Source organism: Limnohabitans sp. TEGF002 (assembly GCF_055395845.1).
The window spans coordinates 1,541,539-1,559,119 of the sequence record NZ_AP029224.1; the positions used below are offsets into that span (position 1 = coordinate 1,541,539).

General features: G+C 57.9%; 15 protein-coding genes and 1 tRNA gene. 13 read left to right on the forward strand and 3 right to left on the reverse strand.

The annotated features are described in order from the left end of the window. Positions 1-196: 196 nt before the first annotated feature. Both phaR and rimO read left to right on the forward strand, forming a co-directional pair. On the forward strand, positions 197-757 hold the full coding sequence (gene phaR, locus ACZ5SR_RS07740; RefSeq protein ID WP_464451030.1) for a polyhydroxyalkanoate synthesis repressor PhaR: 561 nt from the start codon (positions 197-199) through the stop codon (positions 755-757). A gap of 57 nt (positions 758-814) precedes the next feature. Next, entirely contained in the window at positions 815-2,212 is a 1,398-nt protein-coding gene (gene rimO, locus ACZ5SR_RS07745; protein ID WP_464450973.1) for a 30S ribosomal protein S12 methylthiotransferase RimO, read from the forward strand. 141 nt (positions 2,213-2,353) lie between these two features. Here the strand turns inward: rimO and ACZ5SR_RS07750 are convergent. Further along, a tRNA-Leu gene (locus ACZ5SR_RS07750) sits at positions 2,354-2,438 on the reverse strand. An 18-nt stretch (positions 2,439-2,456) separates the two neighbouring features. On the opposite strand from ACZ5SR_RS07750, the gene rnr reads away from it, so the two are divergent. Then, entirely contained in the window at positions 2,457-4,733 is a 2,277-nt protein-coding gene (gene rnr, locus ACZ5SR_RS07755) for a ribonuclease R (protein ID WP_464450974.1), read from the forward strand. Positions 4,734-4,739: 6 nt separating this feature from the next. On the opposite strand, the gene ACZ5SR_RS07760 is transcribed toward rnr, so the two are convergent. Together ACZ5SR_RS07760 and ACZ5SR_RS07765 are read right to left on the reverse strand one after the other, a co-directional pair. Beyond that, positions 4,740-6,260, reverse strand: coding sequence for an NAD(P)H-hydrate dehydratase (locus ACZ5SR_RS07760; protein WP_464450975.1), 1,521 nt, complete (start codon positions 6,258-6,260; stop codon positions 4,740-4,742). Between the two features lie 4 nt (positions 6,261-6,264). Further along, positions 6,265-7,620 carry an amidase gene (locus ACZ5SR_RS07765; protein ID WP_464450976.1) on the reverse strand — a complete coding sequence of 452 codons (1,356 nt, stop codon included), beginning with the start codon at positions 7,618-7,620 and terminating at the stop codon, positions 6,265-6,267. 227 nt (positions 7,621-7,847) lie between these two features. On the opposite strand from ACZ5SR_RS07765, the gene rpsB reads away from it, so the two are divergent. The 10 genes from rpsB to fabZ all read left to right on the forward strand — a co-directional run bounded on the left by rpsB (position 7,848) and on the right by fabZ (position 17,581). Then, a complete protein-coding gene (rpsB, locus tag ACZ5SR_RS07770) occupies positions 7,848-8,597 on the forward strand; it encodes a 30S ribosomal protein S2 (RefSeq protein WP_108287173.1) in 750 nt (249 codons plus the stop codon). A gap of 78 nt (positions 8,598-8,675) precedes the next feature. Continuing rightward, positions 8,676-9,569: a translation elongation factor Ts gene (gene tsf / locus ACZ5SR_RS07775; protein WP_464450977.1), complete on the forward strand. Its 894-nt coding sequence runs from the start codon at positions 8,676-8,678 to the stop codon at positions 9,567-9,569. 59 nt (positions 9,570-9,628) lie between these two features. Then, positions 9,629-10,351: a UMP kinase gene (gene pyrH / locus ACZ5SR_RS07780; RefSeq protein WP_464450978.1), complete on the forward strand. Its 723-nt coding sequence runs from the start codon at positions 9,629-9,631 to the stop codon at positions 10,349-10,351. A gap of 24 nt (positions 10,352-10,375) precedes the next feature. Beyond that, a complete protein-coding gene (gene frr, locus ACZ5SR_RS07785; RefSeq protein ID WP_100171479.1) occupies positions 10,376-10,936 on the forward strand; it encodes a ribosome recycling factor in 561 nt (186 codons plus the stop codon). Between the two features lie 91 nt (positions 10,937-11,027). Further along, a complete protein-coding gene (locus ACZ5SR_RS07790) occupies positions 11,028-11,876 on the forward strand; it encodes a phosphatidate cytidylyltransferase (protein ID WP_464450979.1) in 849 nt (282 codons plus the stop codon). A gap of 16 nt (positions 11,877-11,892) precedes the next feature. After that, positions 11,893-13,086, forward strand: a complete 1,194-nt coding sequence (gene ispC / locus ACZ5SR_RS07795; protein WP_464450980.1) for a 1-deoxy-D-xylulose-5-phosphate reductoisomerase — start codon at positions 11,893-11,895, stop codon at positions 13,084-13,086. Positions 13,087-13,296: 210 nt separating this feature from the next. Further along, positions 13,297-15,609 carry an outer membrane protein assembly factor BamA gene (gene bamA, locus ACZ5SR_RS07800; protein ID WP_464450981.1) on the forward strand — a complete coding sequence of 771 codons (2,313 nt, stop codon included), beginning with the start codon at positions 13,297-13,299 and terminating at the stop codon, positions 15,607-15,609. Then, on the forward strand, positions 15,609-16,127 hold the full coding sequence (locus ACZ5SR_RS07805; protein ID WP_464450982.1) for an OmpH/Skp family outer membrane protein: 519 nt from the start codon (positions 15,609-15,611) through the stop codon (positions 16,125-16,127). Before bamA ends, ACZ5SR_RS07805 begins: the two co-directional genes overlap by 1 nt. Before the next feature lie 24 nt (positions 16,128-16,151). Then, on the forward strand, positions 16,152-17,138 hold the full coding sequence (gene lpxD / locus ACZ5SR_RS07810; RefSeq protein ID WP_464450983.1) for a UDP-3-O-(3-hydroxymyristoyl)glucosamine N-acyltransferase: 987 nt from the start codon (positions 16,152-16,154) through the stop codon (positions 17,136-17,138). Positions 17,139-17,140: 2 nt separating this feature from the next. Continuing rightward, on the forward strand, positions 17,141-17,581 hold the full coding sequence (gene fabZ, locus ACZ5SR_RS07815; RefSeq protein WP_090046181.1) for a 3-hydroxyacyl-ACP dehydratase FabZ: 441 nt from the start codon (positions 17,141-17,143) through the stop codon (positions 17,579-17,581).

Sequence of the window (17,581 nt, forward strand, 5' to 3'; positions counted from 1 at the left end):
GGTAATGAGGGTTAATCGGCCGAGCACGCAACAAAAAAACGCACTGAAACTTTCGGTGGGCTGACTATGCCAGATCAGGGTTAACCAAGGCTTGAGACGCCTGGGTGGGTGCCTAGAATGGTGCATTGCAGCAGATTTGTTATTCACCGCCAGTCATCAGGAGTTTTCTTTGCAGGCCAAGCCACCCGTCAAGCCGATCAAGCCCCGCAAGTCAGCCCAAACCGCTTTTGCGCCCGCTGCTGGCCGTGTACGCGCCATCAAGAAGTACCCCAACCGCCGCTTGTACGACACCGAGACATCGACCTATGTGACGCTGGCGGAGATCAAAAAACTGGTCATGATGGCTACGCCTGTGGAGGTGCTGGATGCCAAAACGGGCGAAGACTTGACGCGGTCTATTTTGCTTCAGATCATTTTGGAAGAGGAGTCTGCAGGCGTGCCCATGTTCAGCGAAGCGGTGCTGTCCAACATCATCCGTTTTTATGGTCATGCCATGCAGGGGCACATGGGCTCTTATTTGGAAAGTCATGTCCAGTCCTTCATGGACTGGCAAAGCAAGTTGGGCGAATCCAGTCCAGCTCTGAGCCCAGAAGTTTGGTCACAGTTCATGCAATGGCAGAACCCGCTGATGCAAAACATGTGTTCTGGGCTGGCCAATCCGACGCAAAACGTCATGTCTCAGGTGCAAGAGCAGATGCAAAAACAGATCCAGAAGAACACTGAACAGATGTTGGGTGTTCTGGGTTTGAGGACCTGAGGGACCCTTCATGTCCTTTTGTCACAACGCAGACGTTTTTGCGGGGACAATGGGGGCATGAGTGAAATGACTACAACTGCCCCCATCCCAACCCCCAAAGTGGGTTTTGTCAGCTTGGGCTGTCCCAAGGCGCTGACCGATTCCGAGTTGATCCTGACGCAACTGAGCGCTGAGGGTTACCAAACTTCCAAAACTTTTGAAGGCGCTGACCTGGTCATCGTTAACACCTGCGGCTTCATCGACGAAGCCATCAAGGAAAGCCTTGACACGATTGCCGAGGCGCTCAATACCAACGGCAAAGTGATCGTGACCGGTTGCCTGGGTGCCAAAACGGGCGAGGGCGGTGGCAACATGGTCTTAGAAACACACCCCAGTGTATTGGCTGTGACTGGCCCGCACGCCACCCAGGAGGTGATGGACGCGGTGCACACCCATTTGCCCAAGCCCCATGACCCGTTTTTGGACTTGGTGCCCGGCGGTTTTGGTGAGGCGGGTCTGAAGCTCACGCCCCGTCACTATGCCTATTTGAAGATCAGCGAAGGCTGCAACCACCGCTGCACCTTTTGCATCATCCCTTCCATGCGCGGCGATTTGGTCTCGCGCCCCATCGGCGATGTGCTCAAAGAAGCCAAGGCTTTGTTTGAGGGTGGTGTGAAAGAGCTGCTCGTCATCAGCCAGGACACTTCGGCTTATGGCGTGGATGTGAAATACCGCACTGGTTTTTGGGACGGCAAGCCGGTCAAAACCCGCATGCTGGAGCTGGTGCAAACGCTGGGCGAGATGGCCCGTGAGCACGATGCTTGGGTGCGACTGCACTATGTTTACCCTTATCCGAGTGTGGACGACATCATTCCACTCATGGCGCAGGGCTTGGTGTTGCCCTATCTGGACGTGCCTTTCCAGCACAGCCACCCCGATGTGCTCAAGCGCATGAAGCGTCCGGCCAGTGGCGAGAAGAACCTGGAGCGCATTCAGCGCTGGCGCGAACTGTGTCCCGAGCTGGTGATTCGCAGCACTTTCATTGCCGGTTTTCCGGGCGAAACCGAAGAAGAGTTTGAGCACTTGTTGGACTTTTTGCGCGAAGCGCAAATTGATCGCGCAGGGTGTTTTGCCTACAGCCCTGTGAAAGGCGCTGCTGCCAACGAGCTGCCGGGCATGTTGCCCGAGGCCCTGCGCGAAGAGCGCCGTGCCCGATTCATGGCGGTCGCCGAAGAGGTGTCGATTGCCCGTTTGCATCAACGCGTGGGCTCCACCATGCAGGTTTTGGTGGACTCGGCGCCGGCCATGGGGCGTCGCGGTGGTGTGGGCCGCAGTTTTGGCGATGCGCCCGAGATCGATGGTGTGGTGCGTTTGTTGCCGCCCGAAAAATTGAGCAAGACACTCAAAGTAGGCGAGTTCACACGCGCTCGCATTGTGAGTGTGGAAGGCCACGATTTGGTGGGGGTTCCGGTTTGATGTGGCTCGGTGCCATGCTGCGCAGCCTTGGTGTTGTGAGCATGCGCCGCGTTGCCTGCATTTTTGAAGCGGGCAACAAAAAAGCCGCTGATCAAAAATCAACGGCTTGTGATGTGTTTAACTTATCTGTTTCGATAAGATTGGTGCCCAGAAGAGGACTCGAACCTCCACGATGTTACTCGCTAGTACCTGAAACTAGTGCGTCTACCAATTCCGCCATCTGGGCGCCTCAGGAATAAAAGGATTGTATATCAAAAAAGTAGCGCCACCCAGCGGCTTGCTGGAAGAAATTGAAGGCAGTGTTCAAGGGCATCGGGATGGTCATGGATTTTTGATCCGTGACAACGGCGAGTCGGACATTTATCTGTCACCCAACGAGATGCGTGCTGTTTTGCACAAGGACCGCGTCAAGGTTCGCATCGTGCGCCAAGACCGTAAAGGTCGACCTGAAGGCCGCATCGTCGAGATCGTTGAGCGCCCCGAGCAGCCCATCATCGGCCGTTTGCTGCACGAGGCAGGTCTGTGGTTGGTGGCACCTGAAGACAAGCGCTACGGCCAGGATGTGATGATCCCCAAAGGGGCGACAGGCGCGGCCAAGCCGGGGCAGGTTGTGGTGGTCGAGTTGACCGAACCACCCGCATTGTTTGGACAGCCCGTGGGCCGCGTGAAAGAAGTGCTGGGTGAGATTGACGACCCAGGCATGGAGATCGAGATTGCCGTGCGCAAGTACAGCGTGCCGCACGAGTTCTCTGCAGGTTGTTTGGAGCAGGCCAAAGGCTTGCCCGACAAGGTGCTGGCGAAGGACCGCAAGGACCGAGTGGATTTGCGAGATGTGCCCTTGGTCACGATCGATGGTGAAGATGCCCGTGACTTTGACGACGCGGTGTATTGCGAACCGGCCAAAGTGGGCCGGGGCAAGGGCTGGCGTTTGCTGGTGGCCATTGCCGACGTGAGCCATTATGTGCAAACGGGCAGTGACATCGACATCGACGCTTACGACCGGGCGACCAGCGTGTATTTTCCGCGCCGGGTGATTCCCATGTTGCCGGAAAAATTGTCCAACGGCTTGTGTTCATTGAACCCCGACGTGGACCGTTTGTGCATGGTGTGCGACATGCTCGTCAACGCCAAGGGCGATGTGCATGCCTACCAGTTTTATCCAGCGGTGATGCACAGCCATGCGCGCTTTACCTACACCGAAGTCGCGGCCATTTTGGCCAACACACGTGGACCAGAAGCGGCCAAGCGCAAGGCGCGTGTGACCGACCTGATGAACCTGCAGGATGTGTACAAGGCTTTACTGGCTTCGCGCGCTGTACGTGGTGCCGTGGACTTTGAAACCACCGAGACGCAAATTGTCTGTGATGAAAGTGGCCGGATTGAAAAGATCGTGCCGCGTGTGCGCAACGAAGCGCACCGTTTGATTGAAGAGGCCATGCTGGCGGCCAACGTCTGCAGCGCCGACTTCATCCAGCAAGGCAAGCACCCCGGTTTGTTCCGGGTGCACGAAGGCCCGACGGCCGAGAAAAAAGACATCCTGCGCAATTACCTCAAGGCGCTGGGTTTGGGTATGGGCATCAGCGACGAGCCGCACACCAGCGAGTTCCAGAAAATCGCGTTGGCGACCAAGGACCGCCCAGATGCCCAGCAGATCCACACCATGCTGCTTCGCTCCATGCAGCAGGCCATTTACACGCCGGTGAACAGCGGGCATTTTGGCCTGGCTTATGAGGCCTACACCCATTTCACCAGCCCCATTCGGCGCTACCCGGATTTGCTGGTGCACCGGGTGATCAAAGCCATTTTGCTGGACCGCAAATACACGCTGCCCAGCTTGCCCGTGCCTGGCGAGGCGCATGCCAAGCTGAGCAAGCGGCTGGAGAAAAGCCGTGCGGCCAAGGGCGACGCGCCTGATTCGTCAGCACCACGGGTGCGCATGTCGGCCGCTGACCAGCGTGCCTGGGAGGCTGCAGGCCTGCACTGCAGCGCCAACGAGCGCCGCGCCGACGAGGCCAGCCGCGATGTGGAGGCCTGGCTCAAGTGCAAATACATGCGTGAACATTTGGGCGAGGAGTACAGCGGTGTGGTGTCTGCGGCCACCAGCTTCGGCATCTTTGTGACCTTGGACACTTTGTATGTTGAGGGGCTGGTGCACATCACCGAGTTGGGGGGCGAGTATTTCCGCTTTGATGAGTTGCGCCAGGAGTTGCGCGGCGAGCGCACGGGTATCCGTTACGCCATTGGCAGCCGGGTGCAGGTGCAGGTCAGTCGGGTGGACCTGGACGGGCGCAAGATCGACTTCCGCTTGGTCACACCGGGCGAAGATTTGGTGCCGCGTGCCATGCGCGACAAAGGCGTGTCAGCGTCTGCGGAAGGCGGTCGCGACAAGAAGCGGGGCGCCCAAGATCGCCGAATGGCCGATGCCGAACGCAACCGCTCGCCGATTCAGGCCCTCAAGGCTTCGGTGAAAAAAGCGGCCGCCAAGAAAAAAGGCCCGCGGACCACCAAGCCCCGGCGCTGAGGCTGTTCACAGCAGTCGCTGCGCCAGTCGGGTGGCGGTGAGTGCCTCGCCTGGTGGCCAGTTATCGGCCACTTGGCCGTGTTGCGCCACGGCTGCGCAGGCTGCCTCGAATGCGGCTTCCAAGGTGTTTGGGCCTTGCGCCATGCGCGCGCCCACCAGCCCGGCCAGTACATCACCCGTGCCACCAATGGCCAGTCGGCCATTGCCCGTGATGTTGATGCGCGGCGTGTGTCCGGGTGCGGCGATCACGGTCCCCGAGCCTTTGAGGACCACGCAACATTGGAAGCGCTCGGCCAGTTCTTGCGCTGCTTTCAAGCGGTCATTTTGCACCTGAGCCGTGTTGCAGCCCAGCAGTCTGGCCGCTTCCAGGGGGTGCGGCGTGAGGACAGTCGGCTGCGAAGCCGTTTGCAGGGTGGCCCGCAGGCGCAGTGCATTTTGCAGGCGGGTGTCTTGCGCCACGGCGTTCAGCCCGTCGGCGTCCAGCACCAGATGACCACTGCGCTGCAGCACCTCCAGCAAGACTGCTTGCACGCTGGTGCCACCACCGCAGCCGCAGACCACATGCAGTTGTTCAAGGTCCAGCCGCTTGAATTCGCGTTGCATCACATCGGGTGGCGCGTTGTCACTGGCTTGGCCAGACAGCAGGCTCAAAATGACGCGACCCGCACCAGCATGCAATGCGGCTGTGGCCGCCAAAAGGGCAGCGCCAGTCATGCCCATGCCGTGCGTGGCCATGCCTTCGCCACCGATCACCGCCACATCGCCATGGCTGCCTTTGTGGCTGGCGTGGTTTTTGGGGGCGGAAAAGTAAGGCGCATTGAGCCAGGCCAGTGGCTGGACGCTTTGCTGGCTGGGGAGATAGCCCAAGTTGTCTAACCAGATCTGGCCACTGGCATCGCGCCCATGCCCCATGAGCAGACCCGCTTGTACCGCGATGAGACTCAGGGTGTGGTCGGCCTGCACAGCCACGTTGCTGCTGTTGATGCTGTCGCCACTCAGCCACTGGCCCGATTGCGGGTTGAGTCCGGTGGGTACGTCGATGGCCAGCACCGGTGCCAAGCGGTTGTTCATGGCCTGCACGCAGGCCAGCAAATCAGCGCTCAAGGGGCGTGCGGCACCGATGCCCAACAGGGCGTCGATGCACAGATCCTGAGAGTCCATCTGCTGCAGCCATTCGGTGGGCGCACTGGATTGAATGCGCACGCCCGCCAGCTGCGCCCGTTGCAAGGCCACTTGCGCATCTGCCGGGCCAGGTTCGGATGACGCGACCAGGCTGACGACCACTTCTTTGCCCCATTGGTGCAGGTACAAAGCAGCCTCCAGGCCGTCACCTCCGTTGTTGCCGGGTCCTGCGGCGACCCAGATGCGCCGGGCATGCGGTGCCACGGCCAAAGCCAGCCGGGCGCAGGCCAGACCCGCGCTTTGCATCAAGGGCGTCGTGCTGACGGCCTGAAGCAGCGGTTCCAGCTGCCGCACCTGTGCAGGCTCCAAGATGGGCCAGACGTGTGAGCGGCTCAGGCTGTGCATGGGGTCAGTGCTGTTGCAGCAAGGGCTCGAGCAGCAAGGCCAGTTGCAAAATGCTGTTGTCGTGCATGGCCGCGTGCCAAGCCATCAAGCCCACGGGCAGCTCCCCGGGCGCATGGCAGGGCAGCGAGATGCCACAGCCGTCCAGTGTGTTCACGGCGCTGGTGTTGCGCAGCAGCAGGCTATTGACCCGGAAAAACTCGGCATCGCGCTCAGCGCCCGGTGCCACGTCGCTGATTTGGGGACCGGTAATAGGGGTGGTGGGCGAGAGCACGGCGTCGTAGCCCACCAATGCAGCCTCCATGCGGCGAATCCAACCCTGACGCGCCTGCACCAAATCGATGTACTCGTGGGCTTTCATGCTCGATCCGCGCATCAGTCGCTGCAGGACGCGGGGGTCGTAGCGTTCACCTTCGCGCTCGATCAGCGCACGGTGCCAGGCAAAGCCCTCGGCCGGGCTGAAGCCGCCGATGCTCATCATCGGGTTCAATTCGGTCAACTCGGTCAGAGTGATCTCATCGATGCGCGCACCCGCAGCGCGCAGCGTCTTCAGGCTGCGCTCAAAAGCCCGCGACACGGTCGCGTCCATGCCATCCTGCATCAGGCTCTTGACCACCGCCAAGCGGTAGCCGGACAAGGGACGTTGCCCTTGGGGAACTTGTCTGGCTGAAAGAATCTCGTGGGCCAAAATCGCGTCGCGCACGGTGCGCGTCATGGCGCACACGGTGTCAAGCGTGGTGGACAAGGGCAGGGCGCCTTGAGTGGGCACCAAGCGGGCGGTGTTTTTGAATCCTACGATGCCATTCAAGGCGGCGGGCACCCGAATGGAGCCCCCCGTGTCCGAGCCCAGGCCGATGAAAGCGGCGCCGGTGGCCACCGACACGGCCGCGCCTGAGCTGGAGCCGCCGGGCGCATAGGGCTGCCCGGGGGCTCCAACGGCGAGGTCGTACAGCCCGTCCCAGGCGGCGGGTGTGCCGTGGTGGGGGTTGGTGCCCACGCCCGAAAAAGCGAATTCGACCATGTTGGTACGCCCGATCAGGCCCGCGCCTGCGGCCCGTAAACGCGCTACCGCCAGGCAGTCCACCCGAGCGGGGGGCTGATTTTGCAGAACCACCGAGCCCGCTTGGGTGATCTGACCTTGGACATCAAACAGGTCTTTGATGGACACCGCGAGGCCAGCGAGCGGGCTTTGGCCCACCTGAGGCTGGCTGGCTGTGTATTGCAGCGACTCGGGCGTGAGTTGCATGAAGGCGTGCGCGCAGGCCGGGCTTTGCGCCACGGCCAGGCACGCTTGGGCGGCTGCCTGGGCGGTGGTGGATCCAGCCCGGATGGCTTGACGGGTGGCGATCAGGTCAGCTTTCATGGGGAAGGGTACTTTCGGGTGGGTCAAGATGCTATAATCCTAAGGCTTTGCAGTGCACGGGTACTGTCTTTTGAGTGTCATGTTCGACTTGCGTCAAGCAGTGCTTAAAGACCAGGCCCAAGCCCAGTGAAGTTCATCCGCGAATCTGTCCCGTCAAGGTGTCACATGTATTTTTGACTACATGTGATCAGTGGACAGGTTTTAGACCCAACCTTTGGAGTATTTTTATGTCCGTTACCATGCGCGAAATGCTGGAAGCCGGTGTCCACTTCGGTCACCAAACCCGCTTCTGGAACCCCAAGATGGCCCCTTTCATCTTCGGTCACCGCAACAAAATTCACATCATCAACCTGGAAAAATCGCTGCCGATGTTCCAGGATGCGATCAAGTTCGCCAAGCAACTGTCTGCCAACCGCGGCACCATCTTGATGGTCGGCACCAAGCGTCAAGCCCGCGAGATGGTGGCTGCCGAAGCCCAGCGCGCTGGCGTGCCTTTCGTTGACCAGCGCTGGTTGGGCGGCATGTTGACCAACTTCAAAACCGTCAAGACCTCGATCAAGCGTCTGAAGGACATGAAGGCTCAGCAAGAAGTCGGCCTCGACAGCTTGAGCAAAAAAGAACAGCTGATGTTCAAGCGCGAGATGGAGAAGCTCGAAAAAGACATCGGTGGTATCCAGGACATGGCTGCTTTGCCTGATGCGATTTTCGTGATCGACGTCGGTTACCACAAGATCGCCATCTCGGAAGCCAAGAAATTGGGTATCCCATTGATCGGTGTGGTGGACTCCAACCACTCACCAGAAGGCATCGACTACATCATCCCCGGCAACGACGACTCGGCCAAGGCCGTGGCTTTGTACGCCCGTGGCATCGCTGACGCCATCATCGAAGGCCGTGCCAATGCGGTCAACGACGTGGTCAAGGCCGTGACCGAAGGCGCCGACGAATTCGTCGAAGAAGCCAACGCTTCTGCCTGAGTTCCCAACACTCGATGAAAGGGGCTTTGTGGCCCCTTTTTTTTAATCTGACTTTTAGACTGAATACGGAGAAATCAAATGGCTGCAATTACCGCAAGCATGGTCGCTGAACTGCGCGCAAAAACCGACGCCCCCATGATGGAGTGCAAAAAAGCATTGACCGAAGCCGAAGGCGACATGGCCAAAGCGGAAGAGTTGCTGCGCGTCAAGCTGGGCACCAAGGCTGGCAAGGCCGCCTCGCGTGTGACCGCTGAAGGCGTGGTGACCAGTTTCGTGAACGGCACCACAGGCGCCATGATCGAAGTCAACTGCGAGACCGACTTCGTGACCAAGAACGACAGCTTCCTGGCTTTGGCCAATGCTGCTGCCAAGTTGGTGGCTGAGCACAACCCTGCCGACATCGCTGCATTGGGCGAGTTGCCTTACAGCCAAGACGGGTTCGGCCCGACCCTGGAAGAAGTTCGCAAGGGCCTGATCGGTAAGATCGGCGAGAACATGAGCTTCCGCCGTTTCAAGCGCGCCGCTGGCGGCGCCAAGATCGCGAATTACTTGCACGGCACCCGCATTGGCGTGTTGGTTGAGTTCGAAGGTGACGAGACCGCTGCCAAAGACGTTGCCATGCACGTGGCTGCCATGAAACCTGTGTCCTTGACCAGCTCCGAAGTGCCTGCTGAGCTGATCGAAAAAGAGCGCTCCGTCGCTGCTGCCAAGGCGGCCGAGTCTGGTAAGCCTGCCGACATCGCCACCAAAATGGTCGAAGGCTCGGTCCAGAAGTACCTGAAAGAAGTCTCTTTGTTCAACCAGTCGTTCGTCAAGAACGATAAGCAAACGGTTGAGCAAATGCTCAAGGCCGCTGGCACCACCGTCAAGGCATTCACCTTGTACGTGGTCGGCGAAGGCATTGAGAAGAAGGTGGACGACTTCGCCGCTGAAGTGGCTGCCCAAGTGGCTGCCGCTCAAGGCGCAGCCTGAGTCCATTGTCCTGTTGAGTTGCCATTCCCCCCTTCATATTGACCACCAAGGAGTCCATCATGTCCTCTCCCAAGCCAGCCTTTAAGCGTATTTTGCTCAAGCTGTCGGGCGAGGCCTTGATGGGGGACGATGCCTTTGGCATCAACCGCGCCACCATCGTGCGCATGGCCGAAGAGATTGCTGAAATCAATCGGCTGGGCGTGCAGGTGGCTGTGGTCATTGGCGGCGGCAACATCTTCAGGGGTGTGGCGGGTGGCTCGGTCGGCATGGACCGTGCCACGGCCGATTACATGGGCATGTTGGCCACGGTCATGAACTCCCTGGCCTTGGCGGATGCCTTAGACAAAGCGGGTTTGACGGCCCGTGTGATGTCGGCCATTGGCATCGACCAAGTGGTGGAGCCTTATGTTCGCCCCAAAGCTTTGCAATACCTTGAAGAGGGCAAAGTCGTGGTGTTTGCTGCTGGCACGGGCAATCCGTTTTTCACCACCGACACCGCTGCAGCCTTGCGCGGCGCCGAGATCGGGGCTGAAATGGTGCTCAAAGCCACCAAGGTGGATGGCGTTTATTCGGCTGACCCTAAAAAAGACCCCCATGCCACCCGTTACAGTGAAATCAGCTTCGATGAAGCCATTTCACGCAACTTGGGCATCATGGACGCCACGGCTTTTGCCTTGTGCCGCGACCAGAAATTGCCCATCAAGGTGTTTTCAATCATCAAGAACGGCGCATTGAAGCGTGTGGTTTTGGGTGAAGACGAAGGCACTTTGGTGCATGCTTGAGACCGTTCTGACGAGGAGAACCCCATGACCATTCCAGACATCAAGAAAACCAGTGAAACCAAGATGGAGCAATCCATTGCGGCTTTCAAAAACAACCTGACACGCATCCGCACGGGGCGTGCCAACCCGGCTTTGCTCGACACCATTCACGTCGATTACTACGGCTCTCTGGTGCCCTTGTCCCAAGTGGCCAACGTGTCTTTGATGGACTCGCGCACGATCAGTGTTCAGCCATGGGAAAAAAGCATGGCCGCTAAGATTGAAAAAGCCATTCGCGAGAGCGAGTTGGGCCTGAACCCTGCTTCCTTGGGTGAGTTGATCCGTGTCCCGATGCCCGCCATGAGTGAAGAGCGCCGCAAGGAAATGACCAAGTTGGCCCGCACGGAGGGCGAGAACGCCAAGATTGCCATCCGCAATTTGCGCCGTGATGCCAATGAATCGGTGAAAAAATTGGTCAAAGACAAAGAAGCTTCTGAGGACGACCAAAAGCGTGCTGAAGCCGACATCCAAAAACTGACCGACAAGCGCATGACGGAAATCGACCAGTTGGTGACTGCCAAAGAACAAGAGATCATGGCGGTCTGAGTTTGAAACTGGCGCCGTGGCCCATCACGGCCTGATGGGCCGCCCAATTGGCGGCCCTTTTTATTTGCGGCCATTTTTTTCTGGAGAACCCTTGCTCAAACAACGCGTCATCACTGCCTTGGTTCTGCTGGCTTTGCTGCTGCCCGCCTTGTTTGCGACCCATCTCTGGCCTTTTATGGCGCTGACCTTGGTCCTGATTGCCGCAGGTGCATGGGAGTGGGGGCGTCTCAATGGCATGCCTGCTGTGGGGGCTTGGTCAGGTGCTTTGCTTTGCTTGTTGGCTTGTGCTGCGGCCGTGCAAATGGGGTGGGTTCAGCACACGCCACCATGGGTTTGGGGGGTGGCGGGAGGCCTTTGGGTCTTGCTGGGCAGTTGGATGATTCAGCGCGGTGTGCCCGGCTGGGCGCTTTGGCCACGATCTGTGCGCTGGTTGGGCGGGGTCGCGCTGTTGACCCTGGCTTGGCTGGCGATGGCGCAAGCGCATCAAAGGGGCGTGAACTTCCTGTTGTCCGTTTTGGTCTTGGTGTGGGCGGCCGATGTTTTTGCTTATTTTTTCGGTAAGGCCTTCGGCGGCCGTTGGATCAAAATGAAGCTAGCCGCCAGCATCAGTCCCGGCAAGAGCTGGGAGGGGGCGTTGGGCGGCATGTTGGGGGTTATGTGTGTGGCCGCGGTTTGGGTCGACCTGGACCGGCGCTGGGCCCTGCAGGATCTGAGCTTTTATTCCTTGTTGTGGGCCCAAGGTTGGTGGATAACTTTGCCCGCTTTGTTGTTCATGTCAGCCATGAGTGTTGTGGGGGATTTGGTGGAGTCCTTGGTCAAGCGAAGTGCGGGTATGAAAGACAGCTCAGGCCTGTTGCCTGGCCATGGCGGCGTCCTGGACCGTGTAGACGCCTTGCTGCCAACACTGCCTTTGGCCATGATGCTGATTGATTGGATTTGAAATGAGAGTGGATCACATGCAAACCATCCAGCGAATCACCATCCTGGGTTCTACAGGCTCCATCGGCAAGAGCACTTTGGATGTTTTGGCGCGTCACCCGAAGCAGTTTGCGGTTTACGCCTTGACCGCATCGACCCAAGTGGATCTGATGCTGGCCCAATGCGCGCAGTTCAAACCCGAAGTGGCGGTCATGGTCCGTGAGGATGCGGCACGTTTGTTGGCGGACAAACTCAAAGCCGAGGGTTTGCGCACCGAGGTGCGTTGGGGCGCCGCTGCACTGGATGAGGTGGCCTCTGCCCAACCGGTGGATGCGGTCATGGCCGCGATCGTCGGTGCTGCGGGTTTGTCTCCTTGTTTGGCGGCCGCGCGCGCTGGCAAGAAACTGCTTTTGGCCAACAAAGAGGCTTTGGTGGTGGGCGGCGAGGTCTTTTTGTCGGCCGTGCGCGAGGGAGGGGCCGTGTTGTTGCCGATTGACAGCGAGCATTCGGCGATTTTCCAGTCACTGCCCGAGGACCCCGCCACTTGGCAGCGGCGTGTCCAAAAAATCATCCTGACCGCTTCCGGTGGGCCATTTCGAGGGCGCGAACCTGGCAGTCTCAAAGATGTGACACCTGAGCAGGCTTGTGCACACCCCAACTGGGTGATGGGACGCAAAATTTCGGTGGATTCCGCCACCATGATGAACAAGGCCCTCGAAGTCATCGAGGCCAGGTATTTGTTTGGATTGGCACCTGAGCAGTTGGAGGTGGTGATTCACCCCCAAAGCGTGATCCACTCCATGGTGCAGTTCAAGGACAACTCTGTGGTGGCTCAGCTGGGTACGCCCGACATGCGTGTGCCGATTGCCTACGGCTTGAGTTGGCCCGAGCGCATGGAGTCAGGGGCTTCGGCGCTGGATTTCCGTGACTTGGCGGCCATGACATTTGAGTCCATGGACGCGCATGGCCATCCTGAACGGTTCCCGGGTCTGAAACTGGCTTGGTCGACTCTCAAGGGCGCACCTGGCAGTTGCGCTGTGCTGAATGCGGCCAACGAAATCGCTGTGGACGCATTTTTGAACCGTCAGATCCGCTTTGACCAAATTCATCAGGTCAACGAAGCGACACTGGAGGCTGTCCAGACCGTTCGGCCGGAAAATCTGACCGACTTGCTGGGCATTGACCGAAGAAGCCGTGAGGCCGCCCGGCAAGTGATTGACCGACTGGGATAAGGCACTGAATCCGCTGCTCAATTGCGACGATGTTGCTCTTGCGGGGTGTATTATCTTGACTTTGCGGTAATGACCACCGAGCCCCCGCTTTCAGGCAAAAATCGCGTGTTGACTGCCGATCAAGCGGCGCTCAGGACTCGTTTTTTTCAAATCGGTTGGTGGTCGGGTGGCCAGTGCACCTCGGGCCGTTGACCTTTATGTGGTTGTTTCATGAATTTTTTTGACATTCGTTCCCGACTTCAACCTGCCGCGTTGACGGTCGCTGCCACTTTGATGGCCTGCATGCCCGCTTGGGCTGTTGACCCCTTCACCGTGCGTGACATCCGCGTGGAAGGTTTGCAGCGGATCGAATCCGGTACCGTGTTTGCATCTTTGCCGTTGCGCGTGGGCGATCAATACTCGGACGAAAAAGGTGCAGCCGCCATTCGTGCCTTGTTCGCCTTGGGCTTGTTCAAGGACGTCCGACTGGAAACCGAAGGCGATGTGCTCGTTGTTGTGGTGGAAGAGCGGCCTTCGGTGGCCGCTGTTGAGTTCATTGGCCTCAAGGAGTTTGACAAGGAGGTTCTGCTCAAAGCCCTGCGGGAAGTGGGTCTGGCCGAGGGTCGTCCTTACGACAAGGCCTTGGCCGATAAGGCTGAGCAAGAACTCAAACGCCAGTACATCAACCGCAGTTTGTATGGTGCCGAAGTGGTCAGCACCGCGACGCCCGTGGATCGCAACCGCGTGAATCTGAGCTTCACCATCACCGAAGGTGGGCCGGCAAAAATCAAGCAGATCCAGATTGTGGGCAACAAGGCTTTCACCGAATCTGACCTGCGTGACCAGTTCAATCTGGACACAGGCGGCTGGATGAGCTGGTACACCAAGTCTGACCGTTATGCCCGCACCAAGCTCAATGCCGATCTCGAAGCTTTACGCTCCTATTATTTGGCTCGTGGCTTCTTGGAGTTCCGGATCGACTCCACCCAGGTGGCCATGTCGCCTGACAAGCAGGAAATGGCCATCACGATCAACGTGACCGAGGGTGAGCGCTTTGTAGTCTCGGGCGTGAAGCTCGAAGGCAATTACCTGGACAAAGACGATGAATTCAAGGCTTTGGTCAAGATTGGTGTGGGCAAGACCTACAACGCTGAAACCGTCGCTGAGACCACCAAGGCCTTCACCGATTACTTCGGCAAGTTCGGGTTTGCCTTTGCCAAGGTCGAAGCCAAGCCTGAAATTGACCGACAGAACAACCGTGTGCAGTTTGTGCTGCAGGCAGAACCCTCGCGGCGCGCCTACGTCAGGCGCATTTTGGTCTCGGGCAACAACCGTACCCGCGATGAAGTGATTCGCCGCGAGTTCCGTCAATTTGAGGCGGCTTGGTACGACGGCGACAAAATCCGACTTTCGCGTGATCGCGTAGACCGCTTGGGCTTTTTCACCGAAGTCAACGTGGAAACCATTGAAATCCCCGGTACGCCAGATCAGGTCGATTTGATGTTCACCGTGGCCGAAAAGCCAACGGGCAGCATTTCCTTGGGCGCTGGTTTTTCTTCGGCTGAAAAAGTGACCTTGAGTTTTGGCATCCGACAGGAAAACGCCTTCGGCTCAGGTAACTATTTGGCGGTTGAAGTCAACACCAGCAAATACAACCGCAATCTGGTGTTGAGTACCACCGACCCCTATTTCACGCAAAACGGTATTTCCCGCACGATCGATGTCTTTCAGCGCACCACACGTCCTTACCTCGGCGACATCAATTCCTACAGTTTGATCAACTCAGGTGTTGGTCTGCGTTTTGGTGTGCCTGTTACAGAGACGGATACAGTTTTTGTAGGGGCTAACGCAGAACAGACGCAAATTAAAGAAGGAACAAGCGTACCTTTACCTATTCCCTACAAGGGCTACGTAACGAAGTTCGGTTCTACAAGTACCGCTTTGCCATTGACTTTAGGTTGGGCAAGGGATGGTCGAGACAGTGCCTTAGTGCCCTCCAAGGGCACTTATCAACGTTTGAATGCCGATCTAAGTGTTGCTGGGGACGTACGTTATTTCCGTAGCAATTACCAATACCAGCAATATTTTCCGCTCAGTAAAAAATATACTTTGGCGATTAATGCCGATTTGGGGTGGGGTAAAAGCTTGAATGATGATCCATATCCTCTGTTTAAGAATTTTTATGTGGGTGGACAGGGTAGCGTTCGCGGTTTTGAGCAATCTACTTTGGGTCCCAAAAGCGAAGACACAACGCCTATTTACCTCGGTGGATCCAAGAAAATTGTCTTGAACGCAGAATTCATGGTGCCCTTTCCCGGCGCTGGCAATGACCGAACCTTGCGTTTGTTTGGCTTCACAGACATCGGACGTGCCTTTGGCGAGAACGAAAAAATCTCATTCGGCGATCTGCGTGCTTCAGCTGGTATCGGCCTGAGCTGGATCTCTCCCATGGGCCCCTTGCGCTTCTCCTATGCGACGCCCATTCGCCAAGAGACGGGCGATAAAATCCAGAAACTCCAATTCCAGATCGGAACCTCTTTCTAATGAAAACGATTCGCAAGAACCTTCTCGTCGCACTGCTGGCTGGTGCATCAGCTTTCACAGGCTTGGTGCAGGCTCAGGATTTCAAAATCGGCATTGTCAACACGGACCGCATTTTGCGGGATTCGAATGTGGCCAAAGCGGCGCAGGCCAAACTGGAGTCGGAGTTTTTGAAGCGCGAAAAAGACCTCAACGACGCCATCAATACCTTCAAAGTAGCGGCTGAAAAGTTCGAGCGAGATGCCCCCACCTTGTCTGAGCCGCAGCGGGTGGCCAAGCAAAAGCAGTTGATCGAGCAAGACCGCGACTTGAAGCGGCGTCAGCGTGAGTTCCAGGAGGATCTGGGTGCCCGCAAAAACGAAGAAAACCAGATGCTGTTCGAGAGAGCTGGACGTGCGGTCAAGCAAGTGGCCGAGTCCGAGAAGTACGATTTGATCTTGCAGGATGCTGCCTACTTCAATCCCAAGCACGACATCACAGAAAAAGTCATCAAGGCGCTGAATGCCTCGGTGGGTAAATAACAGGCGTCCAGCCTGTTTGAAACCGTGTCGCTGACGCTGGGCGCTATCGTTGAGTCCCTAGGAGGGCGTCTGCTAGGCCCCTCTGACATGTTGGTGTCGGGATTGGCACCTTTGCAGACCGCTCAGCCCCACCAGATCAGCTTCCTCAGCCAAGCCCGCTACCAAAGTCAATTGGCGACCAGCTTGGCTGGCTGCGTGATCGTGGGCCCGGCGTTCGAAGCCGAGGTGGCCCAGCGGGCAGCGGCCATCATCACCGATGATCCCTATTTGTACTTTGCCCGCTTGACCCGTTTGTGGAAGCGTACTTTGCGCCAGCCTTCTGGCCCCAGGATTCATCCGAGTGCGGTGATCGACCCCGAAGCCCGAATCGCAGAGGATGCCATGATTGGTCCTTTGTGTGTGGTCGAGCGCGGTGCCGAAGTCGGCCCCGGCACATGGTTGAAATCCCGCGTTACGTTGGGTGAAGATTGCAAAATCGGTGCGCGTTGCTTGGTGCATTCGGGCGTGGTGATTGGGGCTGATGGATTTGGATTCGCACCGCATCAGGGGCAGTGGGAAAAGATAGAGCAACTTGGGGCTGTCCGCATTGGCGACGATGTGGAAATTGGCGCGAACACTTGTATTGACCGTGGGGCCTTGGAGGATACGGTCATTGAAGATGGCGTCAAACTCGACAATCTGATTCAGATCGGACACAACGTGCATGTGGGGCGGCACACGGCCATGGCCGGTTGTGTTGGCGTGGCTGGCAGTGCCAAGATTGGTGCCCATTGCACCGTAGGCGGTGGCGCCGTGGTACTGGGGCATTTGAGCCTGGCAGACCATGTGCACATCTCTGCGGCCTCGGTGGTCACGCGTTCCATTTCGCAACCCGGCCATTACACCGGGATGTTTCCGCTGGACAGCAATGTCAATTGGGAAAAAAACGCCGCCAGCCTCAAACAATTGTCTCGCTTACGCGATCGCATCAAAGCCCTCGAGGCAGACATTCAAAATAACAAGGAAATTTGACCATGATGGACATTCACAAAATTCTCAAGCAGCTGCCGCACCGCTACCCCTTTTTGCTGGTGGACCGTGTGCTGGAGCTCGAAAAAGGCGTGCGCATCAAGGCTTTGAAGAACGTCACGATCAATGAACCATTTTTCACGGGCCACTTCCCGCACCGTCCGGTCATGCCGGGCGTGCTGATGCTGGAGGCGCTGGCCCAAGCGGCCGCTTTGTTGTCTTTTGACACCTTGGACGCCGCACCCGATGACAACACGGTTTATTACTTTGCGGGCATAGATGGTGCGCGTTTCAAGCGCCCGGTGGAGCCGGGCGACCAGTTGACCCTGGATGTGCAGCTGGACCGCATGAAGGCTGGAATTTTCAAGTTCAAGGCCCAGGCCAAGGTGGGTGACGAGTTGGCCTGCGAGGCTGAATTGATGTGCACCATGCGCAAAATTGCCTGA